General features: G+C 64.5%; 15 protein-coding genes and 1 tRNA gene. All 16 read right to left on the reverse strand.

The genetic code is table 11. The features are described 5' to 3' along the window. Positions 1–51 precede the first annotated feature (51 nt). The 16 genes from JI743_RS04805 to infA all read right to left on the reverse strand — a co-directional run bounded on the left by JI743_RS04805 (position 52) and on the right by infA (position 15,713). Positions 52–2,109, reverse strand: a complete 2,058-nt coding sequence (locus JI743_RS04805) for a TonB-dependent receptor (RefSeq protein ID WP_201926447.1) — start codon at positions 2,107–2,109, stop codon at positions 52–54. Between the two features lie 103 nt (positions 2,110–2,212). Continuing rightward, positions 2,213–2,542: a helix-turn-helix domain-containing protein gene (locus JI743_RS04810; RefSeq protein WP_201926449.1), complete on the reverse strand. Its 330-nt coding sequence runs from the start codon at positions 2,540–2,542 to the stop codon at positions 2,213–2,215. Then, positions 2,535–2,927, reverse strand: a complete 393-nt coding sequence (locus JI743_RS04815; protein WP_236659687.1) for a type II toxin-antitoxin system RelE/ParE family toxin — start codon at positions 2,925–2,927, stop codon at positions 2,535–2,537. Before JI743_RS04815 ends, JI743_RS04810 begins: the two co-directional genes overlap by 8 nt. After that, the gene (locus tag JI743_RS04820) at positions 2,920–4,263 is read right to left on the reverse strand and encodes an MFS transporter (protein WP_201926451.1); all 1,344 of its coding nucleotides are present in this window, start codon (positions 4,261–4,263) and stop codon (positions 2,920–2,922) included. The genes JI743_RS04815 and JI743_RS04820 overlap by 8 nt, the downstream gene beginning before the upstream one ends. A 58-nt stretch (positions 4,264–4,321) precedes the next feature. Continuing rightward, positions 4,322–4,939 carry a transmembrane anchor protein gene (locus JI743_RS04825; RefSeq protein ID WP_201926453.1) on the reverse strand — a complete coding sequence of 206 codons (618 nt, stop codon included), beginning with the start codon at positions 4,937–4,939 and terminating at the stop codon, positions 4,322–4,324. Between the two features lie 16 nt (positions 4,940–4,955). Further along, positions 4,956–5,678: a HupE/UreJ family protein gene (locus tag JI743_RS04830; protein ID WP_201926455.1), complete on the reverse strand. Its 723-nt coding sequence runs from the start codon at positions 5,676–5,678 to the stop codon at positions 4,956–4,958. 59 nt (positions 5,679–5,737) lie between these two features. Continuing rightward, a complete protein-coding gene (locus tag JI743_RS04835; protein WP_330901897.1) occupies positions 5,738–8,980 on the reverse strand; it encodes an efflux RND transporter permease subunit in 3,243 nt (1,080 codons plus the stop codon). Continuing rightward, positions 8,970–10,211 (reverse strand): efflux RND transporter periplasmic adaptor subunit, encoded by a 1,242-nt coding sequence (locus tag JI743_RS04840; protein ID WP_201926457.1) that lies wholly within the window; start codon positions 10,209–10,211, stop codon positions 8,970–8,972. Before JI743_RS04840 ends, JI743_RS04835 begins: the two co-directional genes overlap by 11 nt. Continuing rightward, positions 10,208–11,440, reverse strand: coding sequence for a TolC family protein (locus tag JI743_RS04845; RefSeq protein WP_236659688.1), 1,233 nt, complete (start codon positions 11,438–11,440; stop codon positions 10,208–10,210). Before JI743_RS04845 ends, JI743_RS04840 begins: the two co-directional genes overlap by 4 nt. A gap of 109 nt (positions 11,441–11,549) precedes the next feature. Then, positions 11,550–11,951, reverse strand: a complete 402-nt coding sequence (locus JI743_RS04850) for a hypothetical protein (protein WP_201926461.1) — start codon at positions 11,949–11,951, stop codon at positions 11,550–11,552. A gap of 202 nt (positions 11,952–12,153) precedes the next feature. Then, positions 12,154–13,398: a tyrosine-type recombinase/integrase gene (locus JI743_RS04855; protein ID WP_201926464.1), complete on the reverse strand. Its 1,245-nt coding sequence runs from the start codon at positions 13,396–13,398 to the stop codon at positions 12,154–12,156. Positions 13,399–13,561: 163 nt separating this feature from the next. Beyond that, positions 13,562–13,637: transfer RNA gene (locus tag JI743_RS04860), tRNA-Phe, on the reverse strand. Positions 13,638–13,732: 95 nt separating this feature from the next. After that, positions 13,733–13,924, reverse strand: a complete 192-nt coding sequence (locus JI743_RS04865) for a DNA gyrase inhibitor YacG (protein ID WP_201926466.1) — start codon at positions 13,922–13,924, stop codon at positions 13,733–13,735. Beyond that, positions 13,914–14,900: a ribonuclease E/G gene (locus JI743_RS04870; RefSeq protein ID WP_201926468.1), complete on the reverse strand. Its 987-nt coding sequence runs from the start codon at positions 14,898–14,900 to the stop codon at positions 13,914–13,916. Before JI743_RS04870 ends, JI743_RS04865 begins: the two co-directional genes overlap by 11 nt. After that, positions 14,893–15,483: a Maf family protein gene (locus JI743_RS04875; protein ID WP_201927310.1), complete on the reverse strand. Its 591-nt coding sequence runs from the start codon at positions 15,481–15,483 to the stop codon at positions 14,893–14,895. Before JI743_RS04875 ends, JI743_RS04870 begins: the two co-directional genes overlap by 8 nt. 11 nt (positions 15,484–15,494) lie before the next feature. Further along, a complete protein-coding gene (gene infA, locus JI743_RS04880) occupies positions 15,495–15,713 on the reverse strand; it encodes a translation initiation factor IF-1 (RefSeq protein WP_003049127.1) in 219 nt (72 codons plus the stop codon). Positions 15,714–15,782 lie beyond the last annotated feature (69 nt).

The raw sequence follows: 15,782 nt of genomic DNA on the forward strand, positions 1-15,782 counted from the left end.
AAGCCTTGTTTAGGCGAATCCCTCGAATGGCGCGAGAGGGGCGAGTTGGGATCAGAAACGCATCTCTAAGCCAAGGCCCCACTCGCGAGGGTCACCCGCCGTAGCGCTAGCCGGATCGGTGAACCGGTAAGTAAGATGAAACTCATCAAACAGGTTACGAACATAGCCGAACATCGTGATTCTCTGCCATGTCCACGAGGCCTTGGCATCGATTGTGGTGGACGCACTGACCCGCTGCGCAGCAGTTTCCAGATCGTCGCTGAAATAGCTGCTGTTGTGTCTCACCTGCGCCGAAAGCATAACAGATTCTAGCGGTGTCCACGTCGCTGACGCCGATCCGCTGAAATGCGGAGATCGCTGAAACTGTTTGCCAAGCGTCAAATCGGTGGGAGCAACGGTTCGTGTGATCCTGGTGTCGAGCAAGCCAACAGCCCCGCGCAGATGAAGCTTCGATGATGGTCGCCAGTCCAGCTCGACCTCTGCACCCTTGGACCATGCGCGAGGCGAATTATCTACCCGAGCAATCGTGGTGACTTGGCCACCGGGCAGAACAACGGGGATGGCAGTTGAACGCTGGGTCTCGGTCATATCGTATCGAAACACATTGGCTGTGAGCACCAGCCTGCCGTCGGCAAGCCGAGCGCGCGCGAACAGCTCGTAATCCCACAAGTGTTCGGCAACGAAGGATTCAACCTGCGCGGTCGCCAGATTGAGGTTGACCCCGCCCGGATTGAATGCCCGCTGCGCCAGCACGCCGACCCGTAAATCTGGTGTGATATCCCATGCTACAGAAGCTTTCGGCAGCCATGCCGTGAAAGTTCGATCGTAATCCAGCGGCAATGTGATTGCATTCCCACTTAGCAACCCCTGCCGCACGTGTTTGTCATACTGGTAACGAAGGCCAAGCGTTAGGATTACATTCGAGCTTAGCGGGATTTCGCCTTCGCCGAAAAATCCCAGACTGTTCTGAGTATCTGAAAACGCACCGATCCCTTGCGCTCGCGGAAACGCAGCAAGGTTGATCGTCTGGTCCTGGGTTGCACGAGTATAGTTCATGCCGCCGGTCAGGTTCCAACCCTCGTCCGAATGCCAGGCTAAAACCGGCTCAACCGAATAGTCCTTGGCATTGATATGCGCATCGCCGAATCCCGAAGGCGCGCGACGGTGCACATCGGCCTTGCCATAGCTGACCGTGGCCTTTGCCTCGAAACCGCCTGCTGGCTGGTAGGCAAACCGCCCTGTCAGCGAATCCACCTTGACCGAGAACACGCCATAAGTCGCGTTCGGGTCGCGGCGGTCCTCGAATTTCAGGCCCACCGCTTCATTCTGCTTGATACCTTCGATTTGCGGCATCGACGAATGGCCATGCGAATAGGTGAGAACAAGGCGTGTATCCGGCAGGGCCGTAGGTTCAGCCAGAAACTTGACCCGGATGAGTTCAGAGTCGTCACGGTTTGCGTCAATGTCAGGATCGATGCTGGTGATCTTGCTGGATGTGCGGCTGCGGCGAAGATCGCCGCTTAGCCGGATCGCCAACTGGTCATCGGCAAGGGGGGCGGAGATCACTGCCGCAGCTTGCCGGGTGGAATAGTCGCCTGCGATCAGGCGCGCATGGCCCTCCCATTCAAAGGTGGGGTCGTTGGTTTCGACAAAGATTGCGCCGCCGATTGAATTGCGTCCCTGCGTCGTGGTCTGGGGACTGCGAAAAACCTCTACCCGGTCGATATCCCAGATTGAGGTCAGCCCGAAGGCCAGTTCGTAATATGTTGCTGACCGGCCATCGACACGGATGGTTGTGCGTGGCCGGGTGCCGGACAGAAACGCGGGGAGATCACGCACAACCCCGGTCGAATCCTGCCCCCGGATGACCGGCCCCTCGCCACCCGATCCAAGCTGCACATTCGGCACTGATTGCAGGATTTGGTCGACCCTGTCCGGGACAGCCTGTTCATTTAATGTCTGGCTGTCTTCAACCGCAACACTTGAAGCGGTTTCCATTATGCTGCGCGGGACACGCTCGCCCGTCACGACAATTTCAAGTCGTCCTTGGGACTCGGGTTGAGCAACTGGTTCGGTCAAGGACGAAGCCAGAATCAATGCGTCGATCATCGACGGCTAGAATAGTGCTGTTTCTCACTCTCATCCAACAATTTGCAGACTTCGTGACCTGTTCTGCGTGGTTGCGCACCGAAAAGCCAGAATACCGCCCATTTCAGGCCACAGCATCAAGCCCGCTGCGCTGAATGATTGACAGCAACCGCAGAGCTGGTCCTCCCGGTTTCTTCGCGCCGCGTTCCCAGTCGGAGACAAGGTTCTTCGACACATTGAGATAGCGCGCGAACACCGGCTGCGAGACATGCTCCGCCTCGCGGATGGCCTTGATCTCGTCCGGCGAGAGTACCGGCGCGGGTGCAAGGCAGGCCTCATCAAATTCGCGCATGGTGCGCTTGTCGATGCTGCCCGCCTCGTGAAGACCCTCCATCATCTCGTGGACCGCGGCCATCGCCTCGCTCTTGTAGATCTTTGCCTTAGCCTTACTCATCGTCTTTCACCTCGACCAATCGGCCTGCGTCAACTTCCATTTCGATCTGGTCATCGCCCAACTCCAGCATGATGCCGGCGGCCTTGCGATAGACCTTCAGTTCCGCCGCACTCAGGTTTGCCTTGTCGCTCTTGGCGAAAGCAAACACGAATATGGCCCGCTCGCCCGAGCGGAAGATCAGGATCGAGCGATAACCGCCCGATTTGCCTCCGCCCTGACGCGCGATGCGCTGCTTGATAAGGCCACTGCCAAGATCGGCATCGATCAGGCCGGTCTCGGCCCGATGCACAGCATCAGAAAGCGTGGCATCACCGATCTTTTCCTTGGCCGCGAACTTGGCGAACCAGCGGTTGGCGTAGATGCGGATGCGCGGGTTCTTAGTCATGCAGCAACGGGCTACTATCATACTCAGTGTTACGGCTCAATGAATATGAGCCGCTCATGTTTTGTTCGATCAGGTCGCCGAGATGCGGGTGATCGGGCGGCAGGTCGTCGTGGCGGTGCGCGAGCACGTCGGGATCGCCTTGCGGCCATATCCGGATTGCGAGGGTCGTGCCGACGAGCGCGAGCACCGCGCTCGCGCCGAGCGCCGCGTCCATGCCGGCGCGGGCGCCGACCTGCCCCGCGAGCGGATAGGCGACAAGCCAGCATATATGGCTGAGCGCAAATTGCGCGGCGAACAAGGCGGGGCGATTCTCGGCGCCGGACGAGCGGCGCAGCAGTCTTCCCCCCGGCGTGACGCTTGCCGCATAGCTCAGGCCCAGCGCGAACCATCCAAGAAAGATGATCGGCCAGTGATGCGACGCGTCGGTGACGGCCCAAGCCACCGTGAGCAGGGCCAGGACGGCAGTCATGAAAGCCGCCGCCGCGATCATGATGCTGCGGTCGGAGATATGATCGAGGAGACGCGGCAGCAGCAGCGCCGCGATCATCGAACCGCCGCCGAACGCCGCGAGCGTGATCGCCACCTCGCTTTGCCCGAGACCGAGCGCGCCGCGCACGAGCACCGGCGTGTTGACGATGACCATCGCGCTTGCGGCCGCCGCGGCCAGCGTGACGGCAAGGAGACCGCGCAGGCGCGGCGTCCCCAGATACTGACGGATGCCCCGCGTGGTCTTGTCGTAAATCCCGCCGGGCTGCGCCTTGGCCGCAGTTCGCGGCAGGGTCACCGACAGCACCAGCAGCGCCGACCCGGCAAAGCCGATCGCGGTGCCCGAGAAGAGCCAGTGGAAGTTCATGATGCCGAGGAGGGCGGCCGCCAGTACAGGGCTTGCAAGACTTTCCATGTCATAGGCGAGCCGCGACAGCGACAGCGCCCTCGTATAGTCCCTTTCATCCGGAAGAACGTCGGGGATCGTCGCCTGGAAGGTCGGCGTGAACCCGGCCGATGCCGACTGAAGGATGAAGATCAGCAGGTAAATCTGCCAGATCTGGTCGACGAACAGGAGGGTCAGCGCCACGAGTCCGCGCACGACATCCATTGCGACGAGAAAGGCCTTGCGCGGCAGGCGGCTTGTATAGGCGCCAACCACCGGTGCGACTCCGATATAGGCGACCATCTTGATCGCCATCGCCGTTCCGAGCACCGCCCCCGCGTTGGCGCCGGCGATCTCGAAGGCGAGCAGCCCGAGCGCGACGGTCGCGAGACCCGTGCCGACGAGCGCGATGACCTGGGCAAGGAAGAGGTGGCGATAGGTACGGTTGGCGAGCACGTCGAGCATGATCAGTCCTGGCAATGGTCTCCGGCCCGACGCCGTCGGCCGGGGACAGGCCGCCCCGTCAGACGACGCGGCGGAGGTCGCTATAGGCGCCTTCGGTGCGCAGCGTAATCGTTACCGGGCGAGCCGAGCGGTTGCGCCAGAACCAGCCATGTTTGCCATCGAAGGCGGCGACAAGCTCGCCGGACTCTCCCGCTGTATCCTTGCCCTTGTCGTAACCGTGATAATCGACGCCCGGCGCGTCGGCGTGCGTGTCGAAATTGACGCGGCCGCCTTCGACCGACCAGTTGAAGGTGAGGCGCGCATCCTTCGCCATGATCGCCTTGATCTCGGCACCCTGGCCCGGCGCGAGGGTCAGTTGCATCGTGTCCGAGCGCGAGGACTCGGCCGTCGCGGCTGCCGTCGCGACCTTTGCGGGTGCTGCCTGCGAAGCCGGGGCAACCCGCGCGGCGCCAGCGGCCGCATCGGCTGCGGCTTCCTCTGCAAGCCGGGCCTTGATCTCGCCCATCTGGGTGAAGCCGAGCTGGCGGCCGATGCCCGTTGGATCGACCGCATATTCGCTGGGAAGCACAACGGCCACGAGGATCGCGCCTGCCGCGACGATCGCAATTGCGGTTGCGCGCACAAGTTGGCGGCTCGTTGGCAAGTCGTCGACTTGGGGTTTCTGGCTATTGAACATGGTTGTTTCCCTTGAATCAGCTAATGGCGAAGCCGCCGAGCTGATAGCCGACGAGGACGAATCCCGCGGTCATCAGCAGCACATTGGCGGCGAAGGCGTGGCGCATGAAACTCGGCGTGCGGCGCCAATAACCCATGAGGATGAGAATCGCGCCGAGCGCGAGCAACTGCCCGATCTCTACCCCGAGGTTGAAGGCGAGCAGGTTCGGAATCAGGCCATCGCTTGCAATCTCGAACTCGATGATCTTGGTCGCGAGGCCGAAGCCGTGGAAGAAACCGAAGATCAAGGTCGCGGCCTTGGTATTCGGCTGGACGCCGAACCAGCGCTGATAGGCGCCGAGATTGTCGAGTGCCTTGTAGACGACCGAGAGGCCGATGATCGCGTCGATGATATAGGCGTTGGCGCTGATGCCGGTGAGCACGCCGAACAGCATCGTCGTCGAATGACCGATTGCGAACAAGGTCACGTAAAGACCGATGTCCTTCATCCGGTAGAGGAAGAAGATGACGCCGAAGAGGAAGAGCAGATGGTCGTAACCGGTGACCATATGCTTGGCCCCCAGATAAACGAACGGCCAGAAGAGGACGCCGCTGCTTTCCTGAATATAGCCCCTATCGCCCTCGGCGACGTTATGCGCCCACGCTTCAGCGCCTGCAGCGAGGGTGAGCAGGATCAGGCTGAGCGCGAGCAGGAGCCTCCGAATATTGGTGCCCGGCGGGGCGGTCGTTCGGATGAACATGCGAATTCTCTCCTTCGACTTGGATGCCCCGCGCACCGCAAGATGCGCGGGGCGAGCGGTCAGACCGGCAAAGGCCGGGCCGCTGGGGGCTCGGTTGTCTGGCTTTTCGCTCGGCGTCCGTGGACCATGCGGTAGAGCGCAGGCAGGACGAGCAGGGTCAGGATCGTCGAGGAGACGATGCCGCCGATCACCACGGTCGCGAGCGGTCGCTGCACTTCTGCGCCGGCGCCGACATTGAACGCCATCGGCACGAAGCCGAGGCTCGCGACCAGCGCGGTCATCAGCACCGGGCGCAGGCGCGTCAGCGCGCCCTCGCGGATGGCGTCTTCCAGCCCGGCTCCACTCTCGCGCAGCTGGCGGATGAAGCTGAGCATCACGACGCCATTGAGCACCGCCACCCCGGACAGGGCAATGAAGCCCACCCCGGCCGAGATCGACAGCGGCATGCCGCGAACGAGAAGCGCGGCGACGCCGCCAGTGAGCGCGAGCGGCACCCCCGAGAAGACGATCGCCGCGTCCCTGCCCGATCGGAACAGCGCATAGAGCAGTCCGAAGATCAGCAGCAGCGCCGCGGGTACGACAATTTGCAGGCGCTTCGCCGCCGAAATGAGCTGCTCGAAGGTGCCGCCATAGGCGACCCAGTATCCGGACGGCACCTCGACCTCGGCATCGACCCTGGCCTGCAATTCCTCGATGAACGAGCCGAGATCGCGGCCGCGCACATTCGCGGTCACCACGACGCGGCGCTTGCCGTCCTCGCGGCTGATCTGGTTGGGACCGATGACGACCTCGACCTTCGCGACATCGGCGAGCGGCACGAAGCCGCGCAGCCCTGCGTCGGGCGCGGCTCCCATCGTCACGTCGGCCGATGGACCGATGGCGGGAAGCGGAATGCGCAGCCGCCCGATCTCGTCGACCCGTTCGCGGACATTCTCGGGCAGGCGAACGATGATCGGGAAGCGCCGGTCGCCTTCGAAAATCTGCCCGGCCTGAACGCCGCCGATCGACACCGCGACGACGTCCTGAATGTCGCCGACGTTGAGACCGAAGCGCGCGAGCGCGCCGCGATCGGGCGTAATTTGCAGCATCGGCAGGCCGGTGACCTGTTCGACGCTGACGTCCGCCGCCCCTTCGATGCGCGAGGCCACGCCTTCGAGCTGCCGGCCGACTTCAAGAAGCGTATCGAGATCGTCGCCGAAGACCTTGATCGCGACATCGGCGCGCACCCCCGAAAGCAGTTCGTTGAAGCGCATCTGGATCGGCTGGGTGAACTCGTAATTGTTGCCTGGGATCTCTGCCACTGCGGCTTGCAGCTCGCGGACCAGCTCAGCCTTGGGCTTGCGCGGGTCCGGCCAGTCGGCGCGGTCCTTCATGATGATGAAGGTGTCGGCGACCGAGGGCGGCATCGGATCGGTCGCGACTTCGGCGGTGCCGATCTTCGCCACCACCCGGTCGACCTCGGGAAACTGCTTGATCCGCGCTTCGAGCGCGGTCTGCATCTGCACGGCCTGGCTGAGGCTCGTTCCCGGGATACGAAGCGCGTGAAGCGCGATATCGCCCTCGTCGAGATTGGGCACGAACTCCGAGCCCATCCGGCTTGCGGCGAGACCCGAGATCAGGACGAGCGCGACCGCACCCGCGACGAAAGCGGTGCGAAGCCGCATCGCCTTGTCGAGCGCGGGGGCATAGAGGCGCCGCGCCCAGCCCATCAGCCGGCTTTCCTTCTCCTCGACCTTGCCGCTGACGAACAGCGCGACGGCTGCCGGCACAAAGGTGAGCGAGAGGATCAGCGCCGCTGTCAGCGCCATCACCACGGTGATCGCCATCGGGTGGAACATCTTGCCCTCGACCCCCGTCAGCGCAAAGATCGGCACATAGACGAGCGCGATGATCAACATCCCGAACAGCGATGGACGGATAACTTCAGACGTCGCCGTCGCGGCGAGCTGGAAGCGCTCGTCGCGATCGAGCAGGCGTCCGAGCCGGTGCTGCGCCTCGCCGAAGCGGCGGAGGCAATTTTCGACGATGATCACCGCGCCATCGACGATCAGCCCGAAGTCGAGCGCGCCGAGGCTCATCAGATTGCCCGAGATGCCACCGCGCACCATCCCGGTGATCGTCATCAGCATCGTGATCGGGATGACCGCCGCGGTGATCAGCGCCGCACGGACATTGCCGAGCAGCAGGAAAAGCACGACAATAACCAGCAGGGCGCCTTCGAGGAGGTTCTTCTCGACGGTCCACACCGCGCGCTCGACGAGATCGGTGCGGTCGTAGATCGGCACCGCCTTGACCCCGGCGGGCAACGCCCGCGCCGCGACTTCGAGCCGTTCGGCTGCGGCGCGCGCGACGATGCGGCTGTTCTCGCCCGCAAGCATGAAGACGGTACCGAGCACGACCTCCTTGCCATTTTCGGTCGCGGCGCCCGTGCGCAGTTCCTCGCCCATGGCGATGTCGGCGACGTCGGCGATACGGATCGGTACACCATTTCGGTTGCTGACAATGATCATGCCGAGTTCGTCGATGCCAGCGGCCTGTCCGGGAGTGCGGACGAGATATTGCTCGCCGTAGCGCTCGACATAGCCTGCGCCGCGATTGTCATTGTTGCGTTCGAGCGCTTGCACGACATCGCCGAGCGTCAGCCCATAGGCCGAGAGCCGCGCCGGGATCGGGGTCACATGATATTGGCGCTCATAGCCGCCAATGCTGTTGACCTCGGTCACCCCCGGCGTGCTCCGCAGCTGCGGCCGGATCACCCAGTCCTGCAGCGTGCGCAAATCCTCGGGCGTGTAGGCGCTGCCGTCGGGCTTCTTCGCGCCGGGTTCGGCTTCGAGCGTATACATGAAAATCTCGCCGAGACCGGTCGCGATCGGCCCCATCTCGGGCGTCACGCCGGGCGGGAGCTGCTCGCGCGCCGATTGCAGCCGCTCGTTGATGAGCTGCCGCGCGAAATAGATGCTCGTGCCGTCCTCGAACACCGCGGTGACCTGGCTGAGGCCGTAGCGTGAGATCGAGCGCGTATATTGCAGGCCCGGCAAGCCGGCGATTGCCGTCTCAATCGGAAAGGTTACCCGCTGCTCGGCTTCGAGCGGCGAGAAGCCGGCCGCCTCGCTGTTGATCTGGACCTGAACGTTGGTGATGTCGGGGGTGGCGTCGATCGGCAGCCGCTGAAAACTCCAGACGCCGATCGCGCACAGCAGGACGACGGCGGTGAGGACCGCCCAGCGGAAGCGGATCGCGCCGGCGATCATCCGCTCGAGCAGGTGAACCTTGCCCGGTGGCGAGGCGATGTCAGTGGTCATGGCTGGCTCCCGACTTCTCGATGTCGGCGCGGATCAGGAAGGCACCGTCGACGACGTAGATTTCGCCGGGCGCGAGCCCCCCGAGGACTTCGGTCCATTCGGGCGTTCTCCGCCCGATCTCGAGCATCCGCACCTCATAGGTGTTGCCGACCTTGGCGAAGACGACCTCGAAATCGCGGAAGCGCTGGATCGCCTTGGTCCGCACCGCGAGCGGGACATTGGCTTGAGCCACCGCAAAGCTGCCTTCCACGCCCATCCCTGGCCGGAATGTGCGCGATGCGACCGGCGGCAGATGGACATGCGCGAGCATCGTCTGGCTTGCGACATCGGCGGTCGGCAGCACCGCCTCGACCTCGGCCTGGAAGCGCGCTTCGCCCGACAGGCTCCGGAGGCTCACCTGCTGACCGACCCGCACCCGCTCGGCGTCGCGCGGATAGACGAAGAATTCTGCGTGGAGTTTGGTCGGATCGGCGATGACGAACAGCGCGCGGTCGCCGGTTGTGTCGCCGACATTGACATTCTTCTCGACAATCGTGCCGCTGATCGGCGCTGGCACCGTGTAAATCTGGAGTGAATGGCTCGATTCGACGCGTGCCAGCACTTGACCGCGGCGGACATGCTGACCGAGCTTGCCGTTCAGCGATACGATCAGCCCTGGCAGCCGTGCGCGGACGTCGGCCTTTCCTTCGGGCGTGATCTCGATCCGGCCGCCCATGTCGATGAGGTCGCTGACGGTCGCGGGACCTGCGGCCTCAACCTGGACGCCGCCGGCCTTGGCGGCTTCGGGCGCGATCGTGGTCCGGCCTTCGTAGGAAGCGTAGGACCATTTATGTTTGCGCCCGCCTTCCGACGCCGCGACGCGGACATCAAAGCTGTGCGGTTCGGTGACGACGCCGCTGCCGCGCAGGAAATCCTCCTGCGGCGTGAAGCTGAAGCGATCGATCTTGCCGCCGAGGCGCCCCAGTTCCATCGTCAGCTTGACCTCGGATGGCTTGAGCGGCTTGTCGTTCCGATAGGCGTAGACGCGAAACTCGGGATCGACTCCATCCTCGAAGATGGTGATCTCGAGCGCGAAATCGCCGTCGCGAAGCATCCGCCCGCGATGCGGGCCGCGCTCATATTCGCCGGCTTCTGCCGCCGTGGGTTCCTTGGTGTCGCTGGCGCTCTCGCCGCAGCCGACGAGCAGGACGAGGGCTACGGCCGACGTCGCTCCGAGCAGATATTTGGTCATCTTGCCGTCTCCATTTTGGCGAGCAGGGGTGCGTGCCGGCCTGTCAGCCGGTCGAGACGAACCCCGAGAAGGTGAAAGCGGCGCAGCAGTTCGATACGCTGCGCCCGCGCGTCGGACACCGCCGCTTGCGCTTGAGCAAATTCAAGGAAGGTGAAAGCCGTGCCGCCGCGCGCCAGCCCGTCGCGGATCAGTCGCACCGCGCGCGTCGCGCTCGGCAGCACCTCGGCATCGATCCGCTTTATCTCGGACGCGATGAGCTTGCGATCCGCCACAATCTTGCCGATCTCGCGCTCGATCTCGACGCGCGTCACCGCGACATCCGCTTCGATGGCGCGCTTCTCGGCCTGTGCCCGCGTCACATTGCCGCGATTGGCATTTTTGGTGCCGAGCGGGATCGAGCCCCCGACCATGATCGCGACGTCGCTCCCCTCGCCAAAGTGGCGAAGCCCGACCCGGCCGCTCGGATCGGCGACATTCCCGGTCTCGGCGAGTCTCACCTTGGCATCGGCCGCCGCCAGCTCCGCGGCGAGAACGGCGACGTCAGCCGCATCGGCCTTGGGCGGCACGGCGAGGTCGAGGGTCTCGAAAACTGCCGGATCGAGCTTGAAGTCGCCGCTGCCTCCCCACCAGGCCGCGAGATTGGCGCGCGCGTTCCGGGCGCTCGCGCGTGCCTGTTCGAGCGCGATTTCGGCCTGCGCGACATTGGTCCGCGCGCGCTCGGCGGCGAACCAGGGATCGAGCGCGCCGGTAACGCGCTTCACCACATCGAGCTCGACACGCTGGAGATTGGCAAGCCTCGCCTCGGCGACAGGGATCGCGGCCTCGGCGGCAAGCGCCTCGACCCAAGCCGCCTGCACGCGCGCAAGGCGGTCGAGCAGACGGACACGGTTCTGCGCCGCGACGATTCCAACATCGGCCCGCGCTGCACCGATCCGCGCCGCGCGCTTGCCGCCGCGTTCCCACGTGCGCTCGTACCAACCGGTCGTCTGCGACCGGTTCAGCGGCGAATAGGGTCCGGTTCCCGCGAAATCCTCGAAGTCGACGCCGATCACATCGCGCGGGCGCACGTCGGCCTGCAATATCGCGGCGTCGGCGGCTTCGAGACGCGCAGCATTGGCAGCTATGGCAGGATCACTTGTCGCAACCCGCGAGAGCGCCTCGTCGAGGCCCAGAGTTTGCGCCGATGCAGGCTGCGCCACGAGGACGAGCAGAACGGCCCCGCAGAGCATGGCTCTACGCGCGGCACGCGCGCCGGAGCGCGCACGATAAAAGGAAAACATGAGATAGCGGCCTCGCTGAAAGGCGTGAAAACATCCCGCGCCGCATGGGCGCGGGAACTCAGACGGTCAGCGAGATGCTTCTGGGAGGTCGTTCGGGTCCGGGCGATCGCAGCCCGACGATATGTTGCTCGCGAATCGCCTGGTGAAGACTGGCGAGCAACGCACACACTTGGCCTGAAGCGGCTTCGGGTACGAGCAGATTGGGGCCGCTGTCACCATGATGATGGTGACCGCCACCGGTGCGATCGCCGGACTCGCCATCGGCGATGTCTTCATGATGCTCGGCATGCGCGTCCTGAAAATCGTGGACGGTATCGACCGAGAAGCTGGCGGGGCCATCATGGTCGTGCGCGATCATCAGTCCCGGCATGTGCTGGATCTGGTTCGCCGCTTTGGCCGGTATCGTTGCCGCATAGAACAGCATGAGCGCAACGCAGAGCGTGGCAATCAGGCGATCCATTGCAAGAGCAAGCGAAGTCGGCACGGGCAAGTGTGTAATCGCGGGTGTGGCGATTGACAAGCGGGGACGGTTTCAACGCCAGAATGTCCGAAACAGCTCCGTCCGCGCCGAAAAGCAGAATCTCTCCGGGCAGCCGCCGTCTTCCATTTCAGTGTAGCGGAACCAGGCCTAAAGGCGGCAGCGCAGAGCTGCCACCGTACCGTCATTGCTCCGCCACAACCCTGCGCGCCGCAAATCGATGAAACCGCCGCCCGGCGACCTTTCCATTGGACCTGAGACTGTCGAGCCGGTTCGACCAATAATCCATCATCCTGACCCGCTCGGCCCAATGCTCGCCACGCACATAAGCCCGCCGCACGTCATTGTCTTCGACATGGCCGAGCTGGCGTTCGATGGCATCGGGATGCCACAGGCCGCACTCATTGAGTAGCGTCGCAGCCATTGCGCGGAACCCATGGGCGGTCATTTCTTCGGAACCATAGCCGAGCCGGCGCAGCGCGGCACTGAGTGTGTTGTCCGACATGGCACGGTCCGCCGATCGCACGCTCGGGAACAGAAGCCTGCCGTCGCCGGTAATTTCATCAAGCTGTTCGAACAGGGTGATGACCTGATCTGTCAGCGGCACCTTGTGGGGCCTTCGCATCTTCGTGCGCTCCGCCGGAATCGTCCAGACGCCGACCTCGAAGTCGAACTCGCGCCATTCGGCGAGCCGAAGCTCGCCGGGCCTCGTGAACAGATGCGCAGAAAGCTGGAGCGCGATGCGCACGAGGACGCTGCCATCATAGCCATCGACGGCGCGGAGCAATGCTCCCACCGCCTTGGGATCGGTGATGGCTGCCCGATGCTTTACCTTGGCTGTGATCAGCGCGCCGCGAAGATCGGCGGCAGGGTCGCGATCGGCGCGCCCCGTTGCGATGGCGTAGCGGAAGAGCGAGCTCAAGGTTCCGCGCAGGCGGTTCGCGGTTTCGTAGCGGCCGCGCGCTTCGACCTTGCGAAGGACCGCGAGAAGGTCGGGCGCGGAAATCTCCGACATGAGCCGGCGTCCAAGCGCGGGCCGGACATGGTCGAAGAGCCAGACATTCTTGCCGATGGTGGACTCGCTGCGGCCCTTGAGGCGCAGCCGCTCGATATATTCGTCGGCCACCACATCGAAGCTCCCGGCCTGTCGAAGCTGCAGGGCGGCGGCATGCTGGCGTTTGGAAGCGCCGGGGTCCTCGCCGAGGGCGACGAGCCTGCGTGCTTCGTCGCGCTTGTCGCGAGCGACCGCGAGACCGACATCGGGGAAGACCCCGAGCGAGATGGTCTTTCGCTTGCCGGCGAAACGATAGTTGAAACGCCAGTAGCGGCTGCCATTGGGCATGACGAGCAGAAAGAGGCCGCGTTCGTCCCAGAGCTTGTACTGATGATCTTTGGGGCGGGCCTGGGCGACGGCTGTTGCACTGAGCATGGCGGTAACTCCTTTCGCGAGCTGACGATAGATACCGCCAAACTGTGCAAAAAGAGGCTGGGATGCAAAGCGACGCCCTGGGACGAGGCGCGCGATTAAATCGTTGAAACGGAACGACTTAACGGTCCTTCCGGGATTTTCTGAAACGTTCTGAAAAGGGTCGTGGTGCCCGGGGACGGGATCGAACCGCCGACACTGCGATTTTCAGTCGCATGCTCTACCAACTGAGCTACCCGGGCAAGGCCGCTGCGACCGGTCGGTCGCGCTGGCGAGCGGCGGCTATAGGCAGGGCATTTCATCCTGTCCAGAGGCTTTTCGCACGCTTTTCGACCGGTCAGCTATCGTCGAAGCGATCGTCGTCCGCGGTGCCGTCGGGCGACTGGTCGACGGGCACGCGATAGCCCTCGTCGAACCAGCGGTTGAGGTCGCGGTCGCGGCAGCCGCGGCTGCAAAAGGGCTTGAATTCGTCGGCCCGCGGCTTGCCGCAAAGCGGACAGCTGCGCACGCGCGGGGAGCTATTGGGCATGGCCCGGTCCTTTCATGGCTGCGTCGGCGCGGATCGCAACCGGGCGCCCGGTCCGCCGCTGCAACATGTCGATCCAGTCCGCGCGGGCGCTCAACAGGTCGGCAACGGCCGGGCGCGCCACGAGTTGCAGTTCGCCCGTTCCCGCCGTCCGCTCGGCCACCCGCAGAAGCGCCAGCGCATCGGCCAGCGCCGCATCGAAGCGGACTTGCTCGACCAGCGAAGGCCGCGACCGGCGGCGGATAATCTGCATCAGGCCGAATCCGTTGATCGCCGTGCGCTCGAACGGCTGCGGCAGCTGCGCATCGACCAGCGCGTCGATCTCCTGCCGCTCGGCGCGCCCGGCGAGCGAGGGAAAGTCGATCGCGATCGACCCGCCGATGTCGCAGCAGCGAATCGCCGCGGCCGCCGCAATGGCTCCGGCCCGCGCGAGAGCCAGCGTATCGCCCGCGCCGTCGATGTCGATCACCGTCATCGCGGGGGTCGAATCGATCCACAGCGCGCCGCCCTCAAAGGGCCAGTGGCCGCGCCGGACCTCGTCGATCAATTCCGACCAGCCTGCTTCTTCGAGCCGGTCGGGATCGCTCGGCCCCAAATCGGCAACGGGCACCCCGTCCGCCGCGATCCGCTCGCGCAGGCTCGCTCCGTCGGTGAACTCCGCCCCCTCGGGCGCAATGCGCGCGCGCGCAGGCTTGTCGCGGCCGCGCTCGCGCAGCGCCATGCGGGTGATTTCGACGGTCAGCGCGGCGCCGATCGAGGTCTTGGCTGGAACTGCCGTCAGCGTTGCCACCGGCGCTCCGGGAAGGTCGAGCGTCACAAGGGCGCCCTTCCCCGCCTTTTCGCTCAGCCGCGCAGCGACGACCGCGCCGACGCGCGGGCGCTCGTCGTCGCGCTCGATCCGCGCCTCGACGATGCGGCCGTCGTCGACGAGCGCGGCGCGCGCCTCGCCGATCCCGGCCTCGTACAGCCACTCAGCCAAGCGGCACCCCGGCGGCGGAAAGCAGGCTGCGCGTTTCGAACAGCGGCAGGCCGACGACATTCGAATGGCTGCCCGACAGGAAGCGCACGAAAATCTCGGCGCGCCCCTGGATGGCATAGCCGCCCGCCTTGCCCATCCCCTCGCCGCTCGCGACATACCAGTCGATTTCGCTGGCGCTCAGCACCTTGAACGCGACGATCGTGTCGGCAACGCGCACGTGAACCTTGCCCGCGGCATCGACGACGCACACGCCCGACCAGACATGATGCCGCCGCCCCGAAAGCAGCGCGAGCATCCGCCGCAGGTCGGCTTCGTCTCTCGGTTTTTCGAGGATGCGGCGCCCGACCGCGACGGTGGTGTCGCCCGCGAGCACAACCTCGCCCGCCGCGCGCTCGACGGCACGCGCCTTCGCTTCGGCAAGCCGCGCGACATAGCGACGCGGCAGTTCGCCTTTCAGCGGGCTTTCGTCGATGTCGGGGGCCGCGATGCGCGCGGGTTCGATCCCGATTCGCGCGAGCAGTTCGCGCCGGCGCGGCGATGTCGAAGCGAGTACGAGCGCGGGATGTTCAGGGTTCGAACCCAATGCCGCGCCGATCACTTGAAGCGATAGGTGATCCGACCCTTGGTCAGGTCATAAGGGGTGAGCTCGACGAGCACCTCGTCGCCCACCAATACGCGGATGCGGTTCTTGCGCATCTTTCCGGCCGTGTGGCCCAGAATCTCGTGGTCGTTTTCGAGCCGCACGCGGAACATCGCGTTCGGCAACAGCTCGACCACCTGGCCGCGCATTTCCAGAAGTTCTTCTTTCGCCATCAATCCTCTATGGGCTCAAATTCCGTGGATGCGCGCCCATAGCCGCAATTGCGCGCAATTGAAAGCAAT

This window comes from Sphingopyxis jiangsuensis, from assembly GCF_016734905.1.
In the GTDB taxonomy this organism is placed as follows: Bacteria; Pseudomonadota; Alphaproteobacteria; order Sphingomonadales; family Sphingomonadaceae; genus Sphingopyxis; species Sphingopyxis jiangsuensis.